This is a genomic window from Burkholderia sp. Bp9090, from assembly GCF_003857985.1.
Classification (GTDB): domain Bacteria; phylum Pseudomonadota; class Gammaproteobacteria; order Burkholderiales; family Burkholderiaceae; genus Burkholderia.
Window position 1 is genome coordinate 171,948 of the sequence record NZ_QTPV01000002.1, and the last position, 22,393, is coordinate 194,340.

General features: G+C 67.9%; 21 protein-coding genes and 1 pseudogene. 18 read left to right on the plus strand and 4 right to left on the minus strand.

Annotated features, from left to right (window positions below):
- Positions 1 to 126: 126 nt before the first annotated feature.
- The 9 genes and pseudogenes from DIE16_RS02455 to DIE16_RS02495 form a co-directional block, all read left to right on the plus strand.
- Positions 127 to 459 (plus strand): annotated as a pseudogene (locus DIE16_RS02455) (hypothetical protein); the annotation flags it as partial.
- A 35-nt stretch (positions 460 to 494) separates the two neighbouring features.
- A complete protein-coding gene (locus DIE16_RS02460; protein WP_124485205.1) occupies positions 495 to 2,060 on the plus strand; it encodes a PQQ-binding-like beta-propeller repeat protein in 1,566 nt (521 codons plus the stop codon).
- A gap of 143 nt (positions 2,061 to 2,203) precedes the next feature.
- Positions 2,204 to 2,809 carry a M17 family peptidase N-terminal domain-containing protein gene (locus tag DIE16_RS02465; protein WP_124891699.1) on the plus strand — a complete coding sequence of 202 codons (606 nt, stop codon included), beginning with the start codon at positions 2,204 to 2,206 and terminating at the stop codon, positions 2,807 to 2,809.
- Positions 2,810 to 3,072: 263 nt separating this feature from the next.
- Positions 3,073 to 4,026, plus strand: coding sequence for a choline ABC transporter substrate-binding protein (locus DIE16_RS02470; RefSeq protein WP_044847783.1), 954 nt, complete (start codon positions 3,073 to 3,075; stop codon positions 4,024 to 4,026).
- 100 nt (positions 4,027 to 4,126) lie between these two features.
- A complete protein-coding gene (locus DIE16_RS02475) occupies positions 4,127 to 5,056 on the plus strand; it encodes a 3-keto-5-aminohexanoate cleavage protein (RefSeq protein WP_124891700.1) in 930 nt (309 codons plus the stop codon).
- A gap of 85 nt (positions 5,057 to 5,141) precedes the next feature.
- A complete protein-coding gene (locus DIE16_RS02480) occupies positions 5,142 to 6,107 on the plus strand; it encodes an L-carnitine dehydrogenase (RefSeq protein WP_124668045.1) in 966 nt (321 codons plus the stop codon).
- 6 nt (positions 6,108 to 6,113) lie between these two features.
- Positions 6,114 to 6,602: a thioesterase family protein gene (locus tag DIE16_RS02485; RefSeq protein WP_044847785.1), complete on the plus strand. Its 489-nt coding sequence runs from the start codon at positions 6,114 to 6,116 to the stop codon at positions 6,600 to 6,602.
- 36 nt (positions 6,603 to 6,638) lie between these two features.
- A complete protein-coding gene (locus DIE16_RS02490) occupies positions 6,639 to 7,598 on the plus strand; it encodes an alpha/beta hydrolase (RefSeq protein ID WP_124891701.1) in 960 nt (319 codons plus the stop codon).
- A gap of 23 nt (positions 7,599 to 7,621) precedes the next feature.
- Positions 7,622 to 8,818, plus strand: a complete 1,197-nt coding sequence (locus DIE16_RS02495; RefSeq protein WP_124485208.1) for a TauD/TfdA family dioxygenase — start codon at positions 7,622 to 7,624, stop codon at positions 8,816 to 8,818.
- Between the two features lie 209 nt (positions 8,819 to 9,027).
- Here DIE16_RS02495 and DIE16_RS02500 read toward each other — a convergent pair whose 3' ends face one another.
- The 3 genes from DIE16_RS02500 to DIE16_RS02510 form a co-directional block, all read right to left on the minus strand.
- On the minus strand, positions 9,028 to 9,330 hold the full coding sequence (locus DIE16_RS02500) for a DUF4148 domain-containing protein (RefSeq protein WP_124485209.1): 303 nt from the start codon (positions 9,328 to 9,330) through the stop codon (positions 9,028 to 9,030).
- A gap of 214 nt (positions 9,331 to 9,544) precedes the next feature.
- Positions 9,545 to 10,531: an oxidoreductase gene (locus DIE16_RS02505; protein WP_124891702.1), complete on the minus strand. Its 987-nt coding sequence runs from the start codon at positions 10,529 to 10,531 to the stop codon at positions 9,545 to 9,547.
- Positions 10,532 to 10,699: 168 nt separating this feature from the next.
- Complete coding sequence (locus tag DIE16_RS02510) at positions 10,700 to 10,990, minus strand: DUF3331 domain-containing protein (protein WP_124891703.1); 291 nt, start codon at positions 10,988 to 10,990, stop codon at positions 10,700 to 10,702.
- Between the two features lie 677 nt (positions 10,991 to 11,667).
- On the opposite strand from DIE16_RS02510, the gene DIE16_RS02515 reads away from it, so the two are divergent.
- From DIE16_RS02515 to DIE16_RS02555, 9 genes are all read left to right on the plus strand, one after another.
- Entirely contained in the window at positions 11,668 to 12,432 is a 765-nt protein-coding gene (locus DIE16_RS02515) for an SDR family oxidoreductase (protein WP_124668041.1), read from the plus strand.
- A 68-nt stretch (positions 12,433 to 12,500) separates the two neighbouring features.
- Positions 12,501 to 13,343: an ureidoglycolate lyase gene (locus tag DIE16_RS02520; protein ID WP_124891704.1), complete on the plus strand. Its 843-nt coding sequence runs from the start codon at positions 12,501 to 12,503 to the stop codon at positions 13,341 to 13,343.
- A gap of 23 nt (positions 13,344 to 13,366) precedes the next feature.
- Entirely contained in the window at positions 13,367 to 14,644 is a 1,278-nt protein-coding gene (locus tag DIE16_RS02525) for an L-fuconate dehydratase (RefSeq protein ID WP_124891705.1), read from the plus strand.
- Between the two features lie 83 nt (positions 14,645 to 14,727).
- On the plus strand, positions 14,728 to 15,504 hold the full coding sequence (locus DIE16_RS02530) for an SDR family oxidoreductase (protein ID WP_124891706.1): 777 nt from the start codon (positions 14,728 to 14,730) through the stop codon (positions 15,502 to 15,504).
- A 12-nt stretch (positions 15,505 to 15,516) separates the two neighbouring features.
- Positions 15,517 to 17,061 (plus strand): sugar ABC transporter ATP-binding protein, encoded by a 1,545-nt coding sequence (locus tag DIE16_RS02535; RefSeq protein ID WP_124891707.1) that lies wholly within the window; start codon positions 15,517 to 15,519, stop codon positions 17,059 to 17,061.
- 19 nt (positions 17,062 to 17,080) lie between these two features.
- A complete protein-coding gene (locus DIE16_RS02540; protein WP_044847795.1) occupies positions 17,081 to 18,118 on the plus strand; it encodes an ABC transporter permease in 1,038 nt (345 codons plus the stop codon).
- Between the two features lie 86 nt (positions 18,119 to 18,204).
- Positions 18,205 to 19,146, plus strand: a complete 942-nt coding sequence (locus DIE16_RS02545; protein ID WP_124485216.1) for an ABC transporter substrate-binding protein — start codon at positions 18,205 to 18,207, stop codon at positions 19,144 to 19,146.
- A gap of 43 nt (positions 19,147 to 19,189) precedes the next feature.
- Positions 19,190 to 20,080 (plus strand): amidohydrolase, encoded by an 891-nt coding sequence (locus DIE16_RS02550; protein ID WP_124891708.1) that lies wholly within the window; start codon positions 19,190 to 19,192, stop codon positions 20,078 to 20,080.
- Between the two features lie 77 nt (positions 20,081 to 20,157).
- Positions 20,158 to 20,919 carry a FadR/GntR family transcriptional regulator gene (locus DIE16_RS02555; RefSeq protein WP_124485218.1) on the plus strand — a complete coding sequence of 254 codons (762 nt, stop codon included), beginning with the start codon at positions 20,158 to 20,160 and terminating at the stop codon, positions 20,917 to 20,919.
- Positions 20,920 to 20,935: 16 nt separating this feature from the next.
- Here the strand turns inward: DIE16_RS02555 and DIE16_RS02560 are convergent, their stop codons facing one another.
- Complete coding sequence (locus DIE16_RS02560; protein WP_124891709.1) at positions 20,936 to 22,177, minus strand: FAD-binding oxidoreductase; 1,242 nt, start codon at positions 22,175 to 22,177, stop codon at positions 20,936 to 20,938.
- Positions 22,178 to 22,393 lie beyond the last annotated feature (216 nt).

The following is a 22,393-nucleotide window of genomic DNA, read 5'->3' on the forward strand; positions in this document are numbered from 1 at the left end:
CGGGATGACGGGCGACCTGCTCGCGCCTGGCGCGGCGAGGGCCCGGATGTTTTTTCGATCGATTGCGGATACAACGTGCGCGCTCGCGAGGCATGCACAGGATGGTCGAGACGCGGAGGGGCGGGCCTGATTTTTCGATTCGTATTCAAACATTTCGCATGGCTGATCGTGGCCGCCGCACCGGCGGCCGCGGCCGCGTTCGCGCAGACGTGCGTGACGCTGTACGGCCGGATCGACGGCGTCGTCGAATACCTGTGCCACATCAGCAACAACATCGATTATCACAGCCCGGTGACCGGCGGCTTCGACGTGCAGGCGCAGTATGCGTTCGGCAACCAGTCGCGCGGCTTCAACCACGGCACGGCCGACGACTTCGGCCGCTCGGACGGGATCATGATCTCGTATCACTCGCCGGTGCTCGACGCGCGCGGCATCTACGATGCGCTGCGCGACAACAGCATCATCAGTCACACTTCTCTCGGTAAGGTGATGTCATGAAAACATCCAACAAGCAGCATGCCGGACTTGCCTCGTGGCGCCGGCGTACGCCGGCCATGATCGGAACGCTTGCCCTGTTCGGCATGCTCGCAAGCGGCCCGGGTGCGGCGGCGGACTGGGTCTTTGCCGGGCAGGGTGTCGACAACACGCGTACCGCGCCGGACGAGCGCGTCATCGGCGTCGACAACGTCTCGCAGCTTGCGCCGCGCTGGACGCTGGATACCGACGGCAACGTGTCGGCCACGCCGACCGTCGCCAACGGCACCGTGTATGTGCCGGACTTCGGCGGCTCGCTGTGGGCGGTCGATGCCGCCAGCGGCAAGGTGAAGTGGAAGAAGAAGATCGCCGAATACAGCGGCATCGACAACGATGCGTCGCGCACCAGCCCGGCCTACTGGGAAGGCACGCTGATCTTCGGGCAGGGCACCCAGGTTGCGAACAACCCGACCGGCGCGTTCGTGCTGGCAGCGAAGGCAGAGGATGGCGCGCCGCTGTGGCGGACCAAGGTGGATTCGGATCCGACCGCGATCATTACCCAGTCGCCGATCGTCGATCGCGGCGTAGTGTACGTCGGCCTCTCGTCGCGTGCCGAGGCGCTCAAGGACAAGCCGACCTATCGCGGCGCGGTGGTCGCCCTCGATGCCAGGACCGGCAAGATGCTGTGGAAGACCTATATGGTGCCGAAGGGATATACCGGCGGCTCGGTGTGGGGCAACACGGCTGCGGTCGATCATGAAACCGGCCTGCTCTACGTGACCACGGGCAACAACTTCTCGGTTCCGCCGGGTCACTGCCGTTATCCGACCCAGAAGAACTGCAAACCCGATACGCCTGCCAACATGATCGACAGCTTTGTCGCGCTCGACCTCAAGACCGGCAGGATCGTCTGGCATACCCGTACGTTGGCGGCCGACATGTCGACCAACTACGACCACGACGACGGCCCGGACTACGATTTCGGCTCGGGGCCCAACCTGTTCAAGGCGACCATCAACGGGAAGGAGAGGACGTTGGTGGGCGCAGGCGCGAAGAGCGGCGTGTACTGGGCGCTCGATCCCAAGACCGGCAAGGTGGTCTGGCAGACGCAGGTCGGCCCGGGCAGCCTGCTGGGCGGCATGCTGTGGGGGACGGCCGCCGACGGCAAGCGCATCTACGTTTCGATCGGCAACCTGGACGGAAAATCGATCGACGTCGACAACGGTCCGAACGGCCAGAAGACGACCAAGGGCGGCATCTGGGCGGCGGTCGACGCCGCCACCGGCAAGGTGCTGTGGCGCACGGCCGACCCGCAGGGCAAGATGGACACGGTGGCGATGTCGGCCGCAAACGGGGTCGTCTATGCCGGCTCGTTGGCCGGGACGGGCGCGAGCATGTATGCGCTCGATGCGGCGACGGGCGAGATCAAGTGGAGCTACGAGAACAACGGCGCGGTGGTGTCGGGCGCTGCCATCGTCGACGGGTCGGTGTACTGGGGGGCGGGCTACCACACCAAGGTGCTCGGTCTGCCGTACGACGGCACGAGTCACAAGCTCTATGCGTTTGGTCTTGCCGCCAGGCAATAAGCGCAACGCAGGTACCGGCGTACGCGGATGACGAGTAGCTCGTGCGCCGGCGCAAGCCCGGGCGGGCGGATGAAGAGGACCAACGCTGGACACCGGGGCGCGCTGCGCTCCGGACCCTGTTCCAGCCTTGCGGGAGAGACGATATGGTTCTTCGACACAGTATCGGTCGTTGGCGGGAGGTGTCCTTCGAGGTCGCCGCATGGGATGGCGTAGGCGCGCAGGTCGACCTCTCCTGTGGCTGCATGTTTGCCCGCGAGGCGACGGGCGATGGCCCGACCGGCGGGTTACGCCATCTCGACCTGGCACTGTCGGGGGCACTCACCGGCTTGCGGCGCGAGGGCCGTTTTCTGGCCGCGCCGATGGAAACGCTGTGGATCAGCCATCCGCCCGCGGGCATCGCGGCGCGTGCCTTGTTGCTGGTCGGGCTCGGCGATCCGGCCAGCTGGACGATCGAAAGAACCGCGGATGCCGTCGCCACGGCCGCGCGGACGGCGATCCAGCAGGAAGTCGAAAGCGCGGCCTTTGCGCCGAGCATACTCGACGGCGGGCTGACGACCGTCGCCACCGAAGGCATGCCGCAGGCCATGGTGAAGGCCGTGCTGGCCGCGATCGACACCGGGTATCGGGTCGCGGAGCTGGGTCTTGCCGCGCCCCCCGCGCTGCGCCGCTGGGTGTTCGACGTCGGCGCGGCGCGCTTCGACGGCGCCGTCGAGCATTTCGGCAACGCGCTTGCAGCCGCACGGACCTGACCGACCCTGTCTGGTTGTAGCGTACGGCATCTCGTCACGCCGCATCCGGACAAACCCCTCCTCATCGAAATTCGCCCCAAACCCCCGCCATACAAGCCGCTCCCCGCACGTAGTGGTTTCCACCCATAGTCGCAAATAGTCAAGAACAGGTCGCCGGCGGTCGTCTTGCGGTGAATATGGCTCGTTACTTTTACTCCCACGATGCAGGCCGGGACGCACTCCGCGAATCCGCAGGACATCGGTCCAACCGAAGGGGAGAAACCATGAAGTCGACAAAGATCGCCGCGTTCGTCGCGGCCGTGCTGGCGACCGGCGCGTTCGCGACCGCGGCGCAGGCCGAAACGGATGCCGCGACTTGCCGCAACGTACGCTTCGCGGATATCGGCTGGACCGACATCACGTCCACCACGGCGCTCGCGTCGACGGTGTTCGAAGGGCTCGGCTACAAGCCGACGACGACGATCGCATCGGTGCCGATCTCGTTCGCCGGCCTGAAGAGCAAGCAGCTGGACATCTCGCTCGGCTACTGGTGGCCGGTGCAGCAGAAGCAGCTCCAGCCGTTCCTCGACAGCAAGTCGATCAACGTGGTCGAACCGCCGAACCTGTCGGGCGCGAAGGCGACGCTCGCGGTGCCGAGCTACGAATACCAGGCCGGCCTGAAGACCTTCGAGGACATCGCGAAGCACCGCGCGGAGCTCGACGGCAAGATCTACGGGATCGAGCCGGGCAGCAGCGCGAACGCGACGATCCAGAAGATGATCGACACGAACCAGTACGGCCTCGGCGGCTTCAAGCTGGTCGAATCGAGCGAGGCGGGGATGCTCGTCACGGTCGAGCGCGCGATCCGCGACAAGAAGTGGGTCGTGTTTCTCGGCTGGGAACCGCATCCGATGAACATCCAGATCAGCATGAACTACCTGTCCGGCGGCGATGCGGCGTTCGGCCCGAACTACGGCGAAGCGCGCGTGTACACGCTGACGGCGCCCGACTTCATCTCGCGCTGCCCGAACGCGGGCAAGCTCGTCGAGAACCTGCGCTTCACGACGCAGCTGGAGAACCAGCTGATGCAGTCGGTGATGAACAAGACGAAGCCGGCCGATGCCGCGAAGGCGTACCTGAAGAAGAATCCGCAGGTGCTCGATGCCTGGCTCGCCGGCGTCAAGACGTTCGACGGCAAGGACGGCCTGCCTGCCGTGAAGGCCTATCTCGGCCTGTAACGGCCCGCACGCGCCGCGAGCGGGCGGCGCGCAGCGAAAAATCATCTGCAGTACGACGGAAATCGAGCGACACGAACCGAAGCAAACGAGGGCACTCAGCATGAACCACGAAGTCATCATCACCTGCGCGGTCACCGGCGCGGGCGATACGGTCGGCAAACATCCGGCGATTCCGGTCACGCCGAAGGAAATCGCGGCCGCCGCGATCGAGGCCGCGAAGGCCGGCGCGACGGTGGCGCACTGCCACGTGCGCGATCCGCAGACGGGCCGCGGCAGCCGCGACCCGAACCTGTACCGCGAAGTGGTCGACCGGATTCGCTCGGCGGACGTCGACGTGATCATCAACCTGACGGCCGGCATGGGCGGCGATCTGGAGATCGGTCCGGGCGAAGACCCGATGCGCTTCGGCAAGGGCACCGATCTCGTCGGCGGCCTCACGCGTCTCGCGCACGTCGAGGAACTGCTGCCGGAAATCTGCACGCTCGACTGCGGCACGCTGAATTTCGGCGACGGCGACTACATCTACGTGTCGACGCCCGCGCAACTGCGCGCCGGCGCCAAGCGCATCCAGGAACTCGGCGTGAAGCCGGAGCTGGAAATCTTCGATACGGGCCATCTGTGGTTCGCGAAGCAATTGCTGAAGGAAGGGCTGCTCGACGATCCGCCGCTGTTCCAGCTGTGCCTCGGCATTCCGTGGGGTGCGCCGGCCGACACCGGCACGATGAAGGCGATGGTCGACAACCTGCCGCCGGGCGCGCACTGGACCGGCTTCGGGATCGGCCGCATGCAGATGCCGATGGTCGCGCAGGCGATGCTGCTCGGCGGCCACGTGCGCGTGGGCCTCGAAGACAACATCTGGCTCGATCGCGGCGTGCACGCGACCAACGGCACGCTCGTCGAGCGTGCGCGGGAAATCGTCGAACGGCTCGGCGGCCGCGTGCTGACGCCGGCCGAAGGGCGTCGCAAGCTCGGCCTGCCGGCGCGCGGCGAGCGCCTGCTCGAACGCCGCGCGGTGGCCGAGTTCGCGTGAGTTTCAACGCTGATTCCGATTCAATGCGGCGGCGCGCAGGCGTGCGCCGCCGTCCGATTCTCCTCGATTTGAAGGATGTGTTGACATGGCAGTGAAGACCGACATCAAGACGTTCGCCGCGATCGGCACCGGCGTGATCGGCAGCGGATGGATTTGCCGTGCGCTCGCGCATGGTCTGGACGTGGTCGTGTGGGACCCCGCGCCGGACGCGGAAGCGCGCTTGCGCGCGAGCGTCGCGAATGCATGGCCCGCGCTCGAGCGCGTCGGCCTCGCGCCGGGCGCCGATCCCGCGCGGCTGCGCTTCGAGTCGACGATCGAGGCCTGCGTCGCCGACGCGGACTTCATCCAGGAAAGCGCACCGGAGCGCGAGGCGCTGAAGCTCGAACTGCACGAACAGATCAGCCGCGCGGCGAAGCCGGACGCGATCATCGCATCGTCGACGTCGGGGCTGCTGCCAACCGACTTCTATGCGCGGGCGACGCATCCGGAGCGCTGCGTGGTCGGTCATCCGTTCAATCCGGTCTACCTGCTGCCGCTCGTCGAGGTGCTCGGCGGCGCGCGCACCTCGCCGGAGGCGGTCGAGGCGGCGATGGCGATCTATCGCAAGCTCGGCATGCGGCCGCTGCACGTGCGCAAGGAAGTGCCGGGCTTCATCGCGGACCGGCTGCTCGAAGCGCTGTGGCGCGAGGCGCTGCATCTCGTCAACGAGGGCGTCGCGACGACCGGCGAGATCGACGATGCGATCCGCTTCGGCGCGGGCATCCGCTGGTCGTTCATGGGCACGTTCCTGACCTACACGCTGGCCGGCGGCGACGCGGGCATGCGACACTTCATGCAGCAGTTCGGCCCCGCGCTCGAACTGCCATGGACGAAGCTGGTCGCGCCGAAGCTGACCGATGCACTGATCGACAGCGTCGTCGAAGGCACGAGCGAGCAGCAGGGCACGCGCAGCATCAAGGAACTCGAACGCTATCGCGACGAGTGCATCACCGAGGTGCTGAAGGCGATCGCCGCGGTGAAGGCGCGGCACGGAATGCGATTCGAGGACTGAACGAACATGACAGGCGATACCCCGCTGACGATCTACCGCGACGTCGTGCGGCCCGAATGGGTCGACTACAACGGCCACCTGCGCGACGCGTTCTATCTGCTGATCTTCAGCTTCGCGACCGATGCGTTGCTGGACCGCATCGGTCTCGACGACGCAGCGCGTCGCGAGCGGGGCCGCTCGGTCTACACGCTCGAAGCGCACGTGAACTATCTGCAGGAGATCAAGGAGGGCACGCGCGTGCGCGTCGATGCGCGGGTGCTCGCGCACGACGCGAAGCGGCTGCACCTGTATCTCGAACTGTTCGCCGACGGGCACGACGGCGCGGTGTCGGCGAGCGAGCAGATGCTGCTGCACGTCGACACGCGCGACGGCGCGAAATCGGCGCCGTTCGACGACGACGTCGCCGCGCGCGTGGCTGAACTGCATGCGGTGCAGCGCGATTGCGCGGCCCCTGCGTATGCGGGCCGCGTGATCGGACTGCCGCCGCGCCGCTAGCGTCGACGTTCAACCCTGGACCGCGGAGCGCACACGATGCTCGAACCGGAAATCGCGGCGTTCGTCGCGGCCGTCGACGCGTGGTATCCGGCCGACGCAGCGGCGCGCTCGCCCGACGAGCAACGCCGCGTCTACGATCGCTTCGCGGCCGCATGGACGCCCGCCGAACTGCCGGCCGGCATCGTCCGGCACGATGCGGTGTGGCATGCGCCGGACGGACGCGCGATCGCGCTGCGGCGCTATGCGCCCGCGCACGGTGAGCCGCGCGGCACCGTGCTGTTCTTTCATGGCGGCGGCTTCGTCGTCGGCTCGCTCGACAGTCATGCGTTGATCACCGCGCAACTGGCGGCCGACACGGGGCTTGCCGTGATCGCGGTCGACTACCGGCTCGCGCCCGAGCATCGCGCGCCGGCCGCGCTCGACGATTGCCTGGCCGTCACGCGCGCCGCGCGCGACGCAGCGCGCTGGCCGTTCGACGCGTGCGCGCGACCGCTGACGCTCGCCGGCGACAGTGCCGGCGGCAACCTCGCGGCCGCCGTCGCGACCGCGCTGCGCGATGCGGGCGAAGGCGGCATCGACGGGATCGCGCTCGTCTATCCGATGCTCGGCTTCGAACCGCAATCGCCGGCGCGCGAAACCGAGGCACACGCGCCGATGCTGACGCTCGACGACGTCCATCGCTATCGCGCGTTGTACTGGGGCAGTGAACGCGACGATGCGCCGGGCGATGACGATCCGCTGCTGCGCGCCTCGGTGCCGCTCGCGGCGGCGCGTTTCGACGGCCTGCCGCCCGTGCTCGCGATCGGCGCGGAACACGATCCGCTGCGCGACGATGCGCGCGTCTATGTCGAACACATACTCGCGGCCGGCGGCGCCGCGCGTTACTGGATGGGAGAGGGGCTGGTGCACGGCTGCTGGCGCGCGCTCGGAACGAGCCCGCAGGCCGCGCGGATGCACCGGATGATCGGCGGGTTTCTGCTCGCACCACACGCGTAGCGGGCGTTTTCCGGGAGGCAACGATGCAGGCAGCGCAACACCGTATCGAGGACTGGCGGACCTTTTCCGCCGACGCCGCCATTGCGGCGGCGACGATCGGCGAGGGTGCGGTGAACGTCGAGTGGAGCGACACGCGACGATCGCCGTTTCACTTCGACTGGTTGCGCGACAACTGCGCGTGCTCCGCGTGCGTGCATGCGCTCACGCGCGAACAGGTGTTCGAGATCGCCGATGCGCGCGAGGATCTGTCGGCGCTCGTCGTGCATGTCGAAACCGACGGCGCGCTGCACGTCGAGTGGAACGACGGGCATCGCAGCGCCTGGTCGCCGGGATGGTTGCGCGCGCATGCTTACGACGATGCGTCCCGCGCGGAACGCCAGGCCGCGCACGGGCGGCACGTGTGGACCGGCGACGATGCGACGGCGATCGGCGTGTTCGCGTGGCGTGACGTGATGGAGGACGACGGCGCGTTGCTCGCCTGGCTCGCCGCGTTGCAGCGCACGGGGCTGACGCTCGTCGAGGGCGTGCCGGCCGAACCCGGCCGGGTCGACCAGATCGCGCGGCGTGTCGGCCTGATCCGCGAAAGCAATTTCGGCGTGCTGTTCGATGTCGAATCGAAGCCGCGGCCGGACAGCAATGCCTATACGTCGCTGAACCTGCCGCCGCACACCGACCTGCCGACGCGTGAATTGCAGCCGGGCGTGCAGTTCCTGCACTGCCTGGCGAACGACGCAACGGGCGGAGACAGCGTGTTCCTCGACGGCTTCGCGCTCGCGGATGCGCTGCGGCGCGAATATCCGGACGATTTCACGCAACTTGCGTCGACACCGTTCGAGTTCTGGAACAAGAGTGCGAACAGCGACTACCGCTGCTCGGCGCCGGTGATCGGGCTCGATGCGCGCGGCAACGTGACCGAGGTGCGCGTCGCGAACTTCCTGCGCGGGCCGCTCGATGCGCCGGCCGGCGCCGTCGCGGCCGTCTACCGCGCGTACCGGCGGTTTCTCGCACTCGCGCGCGAGCCGCGTTTTCGCGTGCAGCGCCGGCTGCGGGCGGGCGACATGTGGGCGTTCGACAACCGGCGCGTGCTGCATGCGCGCACCGAGTTCGATCCGTCGACGGGCCGCCGGCATCTGCAGGGCTGCTACGTCGATCGCGACGAACTGCTGTCGCGCTGGCGTGTACTGTCGCGTGCGCTGCCCGCGGCTGCCGCCGGGCGCTGATCGGCGCATTCGACTTCCGCATTCGACTTCGTTACGCATACCTCGCCGGAGAAAAAGCGCCCGGACGCAAGGCGCCCGGGCGAAGCCACCCGCTGCCGGGCGGCGGAGGTATGCGTTTCGCAAAAAAAGACGAGCCCGCGTGAGGGGCTCGTCCGGATCCAGCTTCTTCATCGCGCGATGCGCGGTGCGCCCGCCGGGGGCGCGTCGGCTTACTGGCCGAAGAAGACCGAGTCGCGTGCGTTCGACGACGCTGCGGCAGCCGGGGCGCCCGAGTGGACGACCGGAGCCGGTTGCGCGCCGTAGCCGCTGGCGTCGGCACCATGAACGCGCGCTTCCGCCGACTGGATGTCGTTCGGGTAGTAGGGGCTCGACACGCCCGGCTTGTAGCCGGCTTGTTCGAGCTGAACCAGTTCGTTGCGGACTTGAGCGCGGGTCACGGTGCTTTGTGCGAAAGCGCCGAACGAAGCGGACAGGGCGACAGCGGCAACAACTGCGGAAACGAGCGATTTCATGATGACCTCCGGTGTTTTATTGGGTTCGCTTGCGACACCATGTCTGCAGCGATTGACTAAATCTTAGTCACCGGGTCGTTGAGGGTAAACGCTGATTTTGATGATAGATTGTTTCCAGGGCGGTAACAGTGGGACGCCGGATCAGGCTTTCATCCTGCTTTCGTTTCTGCAAGTGTAATAAGTATGAGGAATGTTGAGGCGACGCGCGCGGGATTCAGCGCGCCTCGGCGGCCGCATCGAACGGCTTGGCGGGCGGCCGGCCGGCGGGCGCGCCCGAACTCAGGAAACGCACGCCCGTCGCGGCTTCGGAAGCCTCCCACAGCAGAGCCGCGAGGGCCACGTCGCGTGCCGCGCGCGGCACGCTCGCCGGTGCCGGCAGGCCGCGCGACTCGAGCCAGCCGGACGGCCCGATGTACGAGCCGCCGGCGAGGTCGGGCGACGTCGCCGCATGAATCGCGGGCAACGCACCCTGCTCGGCCGGTTGCGCGAGATAACGGTTCGCCGCGCGCATCAGCGCGGCGCGCGTGGGCGAACTGTCCATCGCGGGGCCCGCGAACTGCAGGTTGGTTGCCGCGTAGCCGGGATGCGCGGCGACGCTGATTCCCGCGAACCCCGCGCGCTGGAAGCGGCGCTGCAACTCGAGTGCGAACACCAGGTTCGCGAGTTTGCTGTCGCAGTAGGCGAGATAACGGTTGTAACGGTGCTCGGCGCGCAGGTCGTCGACCCGGATCCGGCCGCCGCGGTTGAAGCCGCTCGACATCGTCACGACACGCGCGCGCCGGGCGGCGCGCAGCGCGGGCAGCAGATGGCCGGTCAGCGCGAAATGGCCGAGGTGGTTGGTGCCGAACTGCATCTCGAAGCCGTCGTGCGTGTGCCGCAGCGGCAGGAACATCACGCCGGCGTTGTTGCAGAGGATGTCGACGCGGCCGTGGCGGTCGGCGACGTCGGCGGCGAAGCGCCGGATCGACGCGAGATCGGCGAGGTCGAGCGGATCGACTTCGACCTGTGCGGCGGGATGGAGCCGGCGAATCGCAGCGGCGGCCTGCGCCGCGCGCGCGGCATCGCGGCAGCCCATCACGACCGTCGCGCCCTTGGCGGCCAGCGTTTCCGCGATATGCCAGCCGAGGCCGCTGTTGGCGCCGGTCACGATCGCGACCTTGCCGCCTTGCGCCGGGACGTGGCGCGCGCTCCATGCATGCATGTCTGCCTCCATCGGCGTGGCCGGTACGCCACGATGCGTAATCGTTACATTGGGTGGTGTAACGATAGTCCGCGCAGGCGGGGCAGACAAGCGGGGGAATTAGACCGGCGGTTCTAGGGCGCGCCAGCGCATCAGGCCGCGGGCCCCGGCACGGGTGGCCGGCGGGCGTTACCGGCTCCGGGCCAGCGCGAGCACTTCGGCGGCGGAGATCATCGCCGCCGCGTTCGCGGGTGCCGGGCGCTCGGCCGGGCGGAACACTTCGTCGCCGCGCTGGATGACCTGGCGCGACAGCGCGCAGGTGCCGGTGCGCTGCGCGAAGCGGCGGCGCCAGCGCTGTTCGCCGTAGTGACAGCGGCCGGGTTCGACCCAGCGGACGACGAGCAGCGTATCGGAGCGTTCCAGAATTTCGACGTGGACGTCGGCGGGATCGAGCACAGGCAGGGATTTGGAGGCCTTCATTTGCCGTTTCCTAAAGCTCGTGCGGTTTCGGCCGTGGCAGTGGATGTCACTACCCGAGGGCGAATCCGTAGCGGTTTCCATGAGTGGTGCGCTAAATGTAAGCGTCTGTGACCGGAAAAAACATCCTGTCTGGCTCAAATTACCTTTTGTCGAATTAGAAACAATCGACGCGCATTTTCGTGAAAAAGCCAACGACAAAAGCGCCCCGGACGCGCACGCCCGGGGCGGAAAATCGGCCCGCGCCCCCGTGTCTGCTCGCTCAGTCACGTGGACACCGCGGGGGACGGAGACGCCCGTCAGGGATCGGCGACGGGCGGGGGGCGGTGTCCGGGGAAGCGCGGTCCGGCAACACCATGATCGCGCGCGCCTGCCGTTGACACCCTGACGGGAACATGACTTTTTTGTCAGTTTCGCGGTGCCGACGGCGCGACTCCGATGCCCCGGGGTCGCGGAAACGCCCACCGATATTGGCTTTGCGCGATACGCGGCCGATCGGCGGAACCTGAAAAATACGGTAATCGAAGCCCGCCACAGCGCCTTCCGCCCGATTCTCCCGCTCGGGAAAATACTGAATCACACGAACGTGACAAATCCGGAATCCGTTCCTATGATTGGTTGGACCTTTAGTCCTTTGTGCCAATCAGCCGGCCCGGCCGGCTTCTTCGGGAGAGGTGCTCATGAGATTGCAGGGCAAGCGCGCACTGGTGACGGCGGCGGGGCAGGGTATCGGCCGCGCGACCGCGCTGCGGTTCGCAAGCGAGGGTGCCGACGTGCTGGCGACCGACATCAACGAAGCCGCGCTCGCGCAACTCGCGGCCGACGCCGAACGCGCGGGCGGCCGGCTGGCCACGCGGCGGCTCGACGTGACCGACGCGGGCGACATTGCCGCACTCGCCGCGCAGGAGCGCGCGTTCGACGTGCTGTTCAACTGTGCGGGCTTCGTGCACCACGGCTCGATCCTCGACTGCGACGACGCCGCGTGGGCGTTCTCGCTGAACCTGAACGTCACGTCGATGTACCGGCTGATCCGCGCGCTGCTGCCGGCGATGCTGGCTGCGGGCGGCGCGTCGATCGTCAACATGGCGTCGGCCGCGTCGAGCGTGAAGGGCGTGCCGAACCGCTTCGTCTACGGCACGACCAAGGCGGCCGTGATCGGCCTCACCAAGTCGGTCGCCGCCGATTTCGTCGAGCAGCGCATCCGCTGCAACGCGATCTGCCCGGGCACGATCGAGTCGCCGTCGCTGGAGCAGCGGATCGCCGAGCAGGCGCGCACGCGCCAGGTGTCGACCGATACCGTGCGCCAGGCGTTCGTCGCGCGTCAGCCGATGGGCCGTATCGGCACCGCGGACGAAGTGGCCGCGCTCGCGCTGTATCTCGCGTCCGACGAAGCGTCGTTCACGACCGGCGCGATTCACCTGATCGATGGCGGCTGGTCGAACTGACCGCGTCTAGCCGACCGCGTCGAACTGACCGCTCCCTTCCACTCACTTTCCATTTCCGCTCACACCACATGAAACTGCTGAGATTTGGCGACAAACACCATGAAAAGCCGGGCCTGCTCGATGCGCAGGGCAGGATCCGCGACCTGTCGGGCGTGATCGACGACGTCGCCGGCGACGCGCTCGCACCCGCGTCGCTCGCGCGGCTGCGCGACCTCGACCCGGCGTCGCTGCCGCTCGTCGAAGGCGCGCCGCGGCTCGGCGCGTGCGTCGGCCGCGTCGGCAAGTTCATCTGCATCGGGCTCAACTATTCCGACCACGCGGCCGAATCGGGGATGGACGTCCCGAAGGAGCCGGTCGTGTTCGGCAAGTGGACGAGTGCGATCTCGGGGCCGAACGACGACGTCGAGATCCCGCGCGGCTCGGAGAAGACCGACTGGGAAGTCGAGCTGGGCGTCGTGATCGGCCGGGGCGGCCGCTATATCGACGAAGCCGACGCGCTGTCGCACGTCGCCGGCTACTGCGTGGTGAACGACGTGTCGGAGCGCGAGTACCAGCTCGAACGCGGCGGCACGTGGGACAAGGGCAAGGGCAACGATACGTTCGGCCCGCTCGGCCCGTGGCTCGTGACGGCCGACGAAGTGCCCGATCCGCACGCGCTGCGGCTGTGGCTGGAAGTGGACGGCCACCGCTACCAGAACGGCACGACCGCGACGATGGTGTTCCGCGTGCCGCACCTGATCAGTTACCTGAGCCGCTTCATGAGCCTGCAGCCGGGCGACGTGATCTCGACCGGCACGCCGCCGGGCGTGGGCCTCGGGCAGAAGCCGCCCGTCTATCTGCGCGCCGAGCAGGTGATCACGCTCGGCATCGACGGGCTCGGCGAGCAGCGCCAGCGCACCGTGCAGGCCTGAAACCCTTTCCCGGACGGTTCGCCATGCCTATCATTCGATCGATGCGCGTCCTCGACGTGCGCTTCCCGACCTCGCGCCAGCTCGACGGTTCCGATGCGATGAATCCGGACCCCGATTATTCGGCCGCGTACGTCGTGCTCGAAACCGACCGCGACGGGCTCGAAGGCCACGGGCTCACGTTCACCATCGGGCGCGGCAACGAAATCTGCTGCGCGGCGATCGACGCGATGCGTCACCTCGTCGTCGGCCTCGACCTCGACTGGATTCGCGAGGACATGGGCCGCTTCTGGCGGCACGTGACCTCGGACAGCCAGTTGCGCTGGATCGGCCCCGACAAGGGCGCGATTCATCTGGCGACGGGCGCCGTCGTCAACGCGGTGTGGGACCTGTGGGCGAAGGCCGTCGGCAAACCGCTGTGGCGGCTCGTCGCCGACATGAGCCCCGAGGACATCGTGCGCGCGATCGATTTTCGCTACCTGACCGACTGCCTGACGCCGGACGAAGCGCTCGACCTGCTGCGCCGGCAGGCGCCGGGCAAGGCGGCGCGGATCGCGACGCTCGAGCGCGAAGGCTACCCGTGCTACACGACGTCGGCCGGCTGGCTCGGCTACAGCGACGACAAGCTGCGCCGGTTGTGTCACGAAGCGGTGGACGCCGGGTTCGATTACGTGAAGCTGAAGGTCGGCGCGAACCTGGAGGACGACATCCGCCGCGTGACGATCGCACGCGAGGTGATCGGCCCGGACCGCAAGCTGATGATCGACGCGAACCAGGTGTGGGAAGTCGACGAGGCGATCGACTGGGTGCGCGAGCTGGCGTTCGCGAAACCGTGGTTCATCGAGGAGCCGACGAGCCCCGACGACGTCGAAGGGCATCGCAAGATCCGCGAGGCGATCGCGCCCGTGCAGGTCGCGACCGGCGAGATGTGCCAGAACCGCGTGATGTTCAAGCAGTTCATCGCGCGCGGCGCGATCGACGTCGTGCAGATCGATGCGTGCCGGCTCGGCGGCGTGAACGAGATACTCGCGGTGATGCTGCTGGCCGCGAAGTACGGGCTGCCGGTGTGTCCGCATGCGGGCGGCGTCGGGCTGTGCGAATACGTGCAGCATCTGTCGATGATCGACTACGTGTGCATTGCCGGCACGAAGGAAGGGCGCGTGACCGAATACGTCGATCACCTGCACGAGCATTTCGTCGAGCCCTGTGTCGTGCGCGGCGCGGCGTACCTGCCGCCGACGGCACCCGGCTTCTCGATCGAGATGAAGCCGGCATCGCTCGAGCAGTACCGGTTCCGAGGCTGAAGCGCGCAGCGCGCAGCACGACGGCGCACGATGACCCGCGCATGACCTGCGCGCGGCGACAACATGAACGACGGAGACGCGAAGTGGATTTGAATCTGCAAGACAAGGTCGTGATCGTGACCGGCGGCGCGTCGGGCATCGGCGCCGCGATCTCGATGCGGCTTGCCGACGAAGGCGCGATTCCGGTGGTGTTCGCGCGCCACGCGCCGGACGACGGCTTCTGGCGCGCACTCGCGCAGAAGCAGCCGCGCGCCGCGTGCGTGTCCGTCGAGCTGCAGGACGACGCGCAATGCCGCGACGCAGTCGCGCAGACCGTCGCGCGCTTCGGCCGCATCGACGGCCTCGTCAACAACGCGGGCATCAACGACGGCGTCGGGCTCGATGCCGGGCGCGACGCGTTCGTCGCATCGCTCGAACGCAACCTGATCCACTACTACGTGATGGCGCATTACTGCGTGCCGCACCTGAAGGCGACGCGCGGCGCGATCGTCAACATCTCGTCGAAGACGGCCGTCACCGGCCAGGGCAACACGAGCGGCTATTGCGCATCGAAGGGCGCGCAGCTCGCGCTGACGCGCGAATGGGCGGTCGCACTGCGCGACGACGGCGTGCGCGTGAACGCGGTGATCCCGGCCGAGGTGATGACGCCGCTTTACCAGAACTGGATCGCGGGTTTCGACGACCCGGAAGCGAAGCTCGCGGAAATCGCCGGCAAGGTGCCGCTCGGCAAGCGCTTCACGACCGCCGACGAGATTGCCGACACGGCCGTGTTCCTGCTGTCGGCGCGCGCATCGCACACGACGGGCCAGTGGCTGTTCGTCGATGGCGGCTATACGCATCTCGATCGCGCGATCGGCTGAGGGCGGCGAGCCATGCAACCCGATCCGAACCCGACGACCCCCGCGCCCGCGGCGCTGATCGAGCTGACTGGCGTCAGCAAGCGCTTTCCGGGCGTGCTGGCGCTCGACGATTGCCGCTTCGACCTGCGCGCCGGCGAAGTGCATGCGCTGATGGGCGAGAACGGCGCGGGCAAGTCGACGCTGATGAAGATTCTCGCCGGCGTTTATCAGAAGGACGAAGGCGAGATCCGGATCGACGGCCGCGCGGTGGACATCGACGATCCGCGCGCCGCGCAGGCGCTCGGGATCGGCATCATCCATCAGGAACTGAACCTGATGAACCACCTGAGCGTCGCGCAGAACATCTTCATCGGCCGCGAGCCGCGCGGCCGCTTCGGCATGTTCGTCGACGAAGAGAAGCTCAACCGCGACGCGGCCGCGATCTTCGCGCGGATGCGGCTCGATCTCGACCCGCGCACGCCGGTCGGCCGGCTGACGGTCGCGAAGCAGCAGATGGTCGAGATCGCGAAGGCGCTGTCGTTCGACTCGCGCGTGCTGATCATGGATGAACCGACCGCCGCGCTGAACAACGCGGAAATCGCCGAGTTGTTCCGCATCATCGGTGACCTGCGCGTGCACGGCGTCGGCATCGTCTACATCTCGCACAAGATGGATGAGCTGCGCCAGATCGCCGATCGCGTGACGGTGATGCGCGACGGCAAGTACGTCGCGACCGTGCCGATGGCGGATACGTCGATGGAAGCGATCATCGCGATGATGGTCGGCCGCCAGCTCGATGCGACGTTCCGCACGCCGCCCGATACGTCGGCCAACGCGGTCGCGCTCGAGGTGCGCGGGCTGTCGCGCGGCCGCGCGATCCGCGATGTCGGCTTCACGCTGCGGCGCGGCGAGATCCTCGGCTTTGCCGGGTTGATGGGCGCGGGCCGCACCGAGGTCGCGCGCGCGGTGTTCGGCGCGGACCCGGTCGACGCGGGCGAGATCCGTGTGCACGGCAAGACCGTGACGATCCGCACGCCGGCCGACGCGGTCAGGCACGGGATCGGTTATCTCTCGGAGGACCGCAAGCACTTCGGGCTCGCGATCGGGATGGACGTGCAGAACAACATCGCGCTGTCGAGCATGCGGCGCTTCGTGCGCCGCGGCATGTTCCTCGATGCGCGCGGGATGCGCGACACCGCGCAGTCGTACGTGCGGCAGCTCGCGATCCGCACGCCGTCCGTCGCGCAGCCGGCGCGGCTCCTGTCGGGCGGCAACCAGCAGAAGATCGTGATCGCGAAGTGGCTGCTGCGCGACTGCGACATCCTGTTCTTCGACGAGCCGACCCGCGGCATCGACGTCGGCGCGAAAAGCGAGATCTACAAGCTGCTCGACGCGCTCGCCGCCGACGGTAAGGCGATCGTGATGATCTCGTCGGAGCTGCCCGAGGTGCTGCGCATGAGCCACCGGATCCTCGTGATGTGCGAAGGGCGCGTGACCGGCGAATTGTGCGCGGCCGACGCCACGCAGGAAAAGATCATGCAGCTCGCGACGCAGCGCGAGTCGACCGTATTGTCCTGATTCCGACGCTTACCCGATCATGTCCAACGATACGCATCCCGTTCCGCCTCTTGCCACCGGCGACACGCCGGCCGGCGCAGCGGGCCTCCGTGCCCGCTTCTTCAACCCGGCCGCGCGGCAGAAGCTGCTCGCGTTCGCGAGCCTCGTGCTGCTGATCGTGTTCTTCAGCTTCGCGTCGCCGAACTTCCTCGAAGTCGACAACCTCGTGACGATCCTGCAGGCCACCGCCGTGAACGGTGTGCTGGCCGTCGCGTGCACGTACGTGATCATCACGTCGGGCATCGACCTGTCGGTCGGCACGCTGATGACCTTCTGCGCGGTGATGGCCGGCGTCGTGCTGACGAAGTGGGGTATGCCGCTGCCGCTCGGGATCCTGGCCGCGTTGTTGTTCGGCGCGCTGTCGGGCAGCGTGTCGGGCTTCGTGATCGCGAAGATGAAGGTGCCGCCGTTCATCGCGACGCTCGGCATGATGATGCTGCTCAAGGGGCTGTCGCTCGTGATCTCGGGCACGCGGCCGATCTACTTCAACGACACGCCGGGCTTCACGTCGATCGCGCAGGATTCGCTGATCGGCAGCCTCGTTCCCGCGCTGCCGATCCCGAACGCGGTGCTGATCCTGTTCCTCGTCGCGGTCGGCGCGTCGATCGTGCTGAACCGGACGATCTTCGGCCGCTACACGTTCGCGCTCGGCAGCAACGAGGAAGCGCTGCGGCTGTCCGGCGTGAATGTCGATGCGTGGAAGATCGCCGTCTACACGTTCAGCGGCGCGGTGTGCGGGATCGCCGGGCTGCTGATCGCGTCGCGGCTGAATTCCGCGCAGCCCGCGCTCGGGCAGGGCTACGAGCTCGACGCGATCGCGGCCGTCGTGATCGGCGGCACGTCGCTGTCGGGCGGCGCGGGCAGCATCGTCGGCACCATCATCGGCGCGTTCATCATGAGCGTGCTGACCAACGGCCTGCGCATCATGTCGGTCGCGCAGGAATGGCAGACGGTCGTGACGGGCGTGATCATCATCCTCGCCGTCTACGTGGACATCCTGCGCCGGCGCCGCCGCTGACGCATGCACGCACGAACCCGAACATGCAGGCGCTTCACCGCCGGCCGGGCCGGCATTTCAGTCGATACCAACCAAGGAGACGCGAAGTGATCAGGAGCAAGGTGTTGAACGCGATCGTCGGGCTGACGTTCGCCGTCGGCGCGACGGCCGGCGCGCAGGCGCAGGAATCCTACATCCCGCTGATCTCGAAGGGCTTCCAGCATCAGTTCTGGCAGGCCGTGAAGGCGGGCGCGATGCAGGCCGCGAAGGACTACAAGGTGAAGGTGACATTCGAAGGCCCCGAAACCGAGGCGATGGTCGACAAGCAGATCGACATGCTGTCCGCCGCGATCGCGAAGAAGCCGGCCGCGCTCGGCTTCGCGGCGCTCGACAGCAAGGCCGCGCTGCCGCTCCTGAAGAAGGCGCAGGCCGAGAAGATTCCGGTGATCGCGTTCGACTCGGGCGTCGACAGCGACATCCCGGTGACGACCGCCGCGACCAACAACAAGGCCGCCGCCGCGCTCGCCGCCGACAAGCTCGCCGCGCTGATCGGCGACGAAGGCGAGGTGGCCGTGGTCGCGCACGACCAGACGAGCCGCACGGGCATCGACCGCCGCGACGGCTTTCTCGAACGGATGAAGTCCGCGCACCCGAAGGTGCAGGTCGTGACCGTGCAGTATGGCGAGGGCGATCAGCTGAAGTCCACCGAAGTGACGAAGTCGATCCTGCAGGCGTATCCGAAGCTCAAGGGCTTGTTCGGCACCAACGAAGGCTCGGCGATCGGCGTGGTGAACGGCGTGCGCGAGATGAAGCGCAAGGTCGTGATCATCGGCTACGATTCGGGCAAGCAGCAGAAGGACGCGATCCGCAGCGGGCTGATGGCCGGCGCGATCACGCAGAACCCGGTCGGGATCGGCTACAAGACGGTCGAGGCGGCCGTGAAGTCGGTCAAGGGCGAGAAGCTGCCGAAGGTCATCGATACCGGTTTCTACTGGTACGACAAGACCAATATCGACGACCCGAAAATCACGGCGGTGCTGTACGACTGAGCGCGACGTGACGCGGCGGGCAACGGTGAATCACGAGGACACCATGGGCGCAGTGCGTATCGATTCCCACCAGCACTTCTGGCGTTACCGCGCGGCCGACTATCCGTGGATCGGTCCCGGCATGGGCGTGCTCGCCCGCGACTACCTGCCCGACGCGCTGTGGCCGCAGATGCATGCACAGGCGCTCGGCGCGTCGATCGCGGTGCAGGCGCGCGCCGGGCGCGACGAGACGGCGTTCCTGCTCGATCTCGCCCGCGACGACGCGCACATCGCGGCGGTGGTCGGCTGGGAGGATCTCGGTGCGCCGGAACTCGCCGAGCGCATCGCCGAATGGCGCAGCCCGAAGCTGCGCGGCTTTCGTCACCAGGTGCAGGACGAAGCCGACGTCGGCGCGTTCGTCGCGGATCCCGCGTTCAATCGCGGTGTCGCGTGGCTGCAGGCGAACGGCTATGTGTACGACGTGCTCGTGTTCGAGCGCCAGTTGCCCGACGTGCGCGCGTTCTGCGCGCGGCACGATGCGCACTGGCTCGTGCTCGATCATGCCGGCAAGCCGCCCGTCGCCGAATTCCACCGCGATGGCGCTGCGCTTGCCCGCTGGCGTGCCGGGTTGCGCGAGCTGGGCGCGCTGCCGCACGTCGTGTGCAAGCTGTCCGGGTTCGTGACCGAGACGGACTGGCGGCGCGGCCTGCGCGGGCAGGACATCCGGCACATCGAGCAATGCCTCGACGCGGCGCTCGACGCGTTCGGCCCGCAGCGGCTGATGTTCGGGTCGGACTGGCCCGTGTGCCTGCTTGCGGCGTCGTATGACGAAGTGGCGTCGCTGGTCGAGCGCTGGGCCGAAGCGCGGTTGTCGGCGGCCGAGCGCAACGCGCTGTGGGGCGGCACGGCCGCGCGTTGCTATGCGCTGCCCGGCGATTCGAAGCCCCGCATATAAAATAGGCGCGAACGGCCCGACGCGCGCGCTCCATTCGTCAGACCGTCCGCAATGCAATCGCTTACCTGTATCAACGTATGTCCATCCAGCCGATTCAGAACCGCCGCCTCTACCAGCAGATCGCCGACAAGCTCAGCACGATGATCGAGTCCGGCGACTTCCCGCCGGGCAGCTATTTGCCGCCCGAGCGCGAACTGGCCGAGCAGTTCGGCGTGTCGCGCACGTCGGTGCGCGAGGCGCTGATCGCGCTCGAAGTCAGCGGGCTCGTCAGCGTGCGCGTCGGCGACGGCGTGAAGGTGCGCCAAACCGAGGCGGCGGCCGCGCCGGAGCCGCGGCCCGATACGAAGGTTGCGCCGTTCCCGGTCGTCGAGATCGATCCCGAGCTCGGCATCGCGCTCGACCTCGATACCGAAATCCCGCCGTTCGCGCTGCTGCAGGCGCGCCGGCTGATCGAGCCGGAAGCCGCGTCGCTCGCCGCGAAGCACGGCTCGGACGCGCAGATCGAAGGGATTCACGCGGCGTTCCTGCGCAACCAGGAAGACAACCGCAGCGGCTCGCTCACGCATCCGGGCGACCGGCTGTTCCATATCCGTATCGCGGAAGCGAGCGACAACCCCGCGTATGCGCTGATGATCAAGCAGCTGCTCGCGCACAAGTACGACCTGATGTTCCAGCGGCTGCAGTCGCTGTACATGCCCAACGACATGCCGCACCGCTCGGAGCTCGAACACCGCGCGATCCTCGACGCGATCCGTGCGCGCGACCCGGAGGCCGCGCGCCGTGCGATGGCCGAGCATCTCGACGAGGTGATCCGGATCTTCGGCCGCGCGCTCGACTGAGCGCGGGCGAGCGCAATCAGAAGCGGTCGGCGCGGTAGGGCGTTGGGTCGGTGAACGGCGCTTCGCCCGTCATCATCTCGGCCAGCAGGCGGCCGGAGACGGGGCCGAGCGTGAGCCCGTGATGGTTGTGTCCGAACGAGAACCACAGCCCGCGATGCGCGGGCGCGGGGCCGATCACCGGCCGCATGTCGGGCGTGCACGGCCGGAAGCCGAGCCACGGCTGCGGGTCGAGCCGTTCGCCGAAGCCGAACACCGGGCGCGCGACGCGTTCCGCGCGCTCGAGCTGTACGCCGGTCGGCGGCAGGCCGCGCCGGGCGATCTCGACGCCGGTGGTCAGCCGCAAGCCGCGCCGCATCGGCGCGATCACGTAGCCGTATTCGCGATCGACGATCGGCGCCGACGGCGCGCCGCGTTCGGACGGCGCGTAGTGCATGTGATAGCCGCGCTTCTCGCGCAGCGGGATCTTGTAGCCGAACTTGCCGAACACCGTGTCGGACCACGGGCCGAGCGCGACGACCACGGCCGGCGCGGCGATCTTGCCGTCGTCCGTCGTGACCTGCCAGCCGGGCGACAGCGCGTCGAGGCTCGCCGCGTCGCCGGTGAGCAGCGTGCCGCCGCCTTGCACGAAGAGTTGCGCGTAGGTTTTGACGAGCGCGGACGGATCGACGACGCTTTTCGGATCGAGCCAGTGCAGCGCGCCGCAGAAGCCGGGCGCGAGGCTCGGTTCCTGCGCGCGCAGTGTCGCGGCATCGAGCGGCGTGATGCCGAGCCCGTGGCGGCGCGCGGTGAGTCCCGCATCGGTGACGGCGCGTTCGAACGCGGCCGGCGTGCGGAACGCTTCCATCCAGCCGCTCGCGCGGATCAGCTCGGTGGCGCCGGCGCGTGCGATCAGCGCGTCGTGCTCGACGATGCAGCGCTCGATCAGCGGCAGCATGTCGCGCGAGGCCGCCGCGTGACGCAGCGGCGCCGATTCCCACCAGAACCTCGCGAGCCACGGCGCGAACGCGGGCAGCGACGTGCTGTGCCAGTAGAGATCGGTGGAGCGGTTCAGCGCGTAGCGCATCAGCGTGAACGGGCTGCGCGGGAACGGATACGGCTCGACCGACGAGCGCTCGATCAGCCCCGCGTTGCCGAAGCTCGTGCCTTCGCCGGGCGCGCCGCGGTCGACGAGGGCGACCTTGCGGCCGCGATCCTGCAGGTGCAGCGCGGCGGAGACGCCGACGATGCCCGCGCCCAGAACGATTACGTCGTAGTCCATCGGTGGTGTGACGGCGGTTGGTGTCGGTGATAGGCCGACGTTGTGGACGAGGCCGAATGACGGACAGCTCAGCGACATGCGGCGTTTGTTAGGATACTCGCTATGTCGTTCGATTCGCAAAATCAGGATGCGGCCCGGTGGATCGCACTTCACGATTGGCGACATTGTGTGCGTCACTCCTGCGCGAAGCGTCGGTCGAGAATCGGTGCCTTTGCT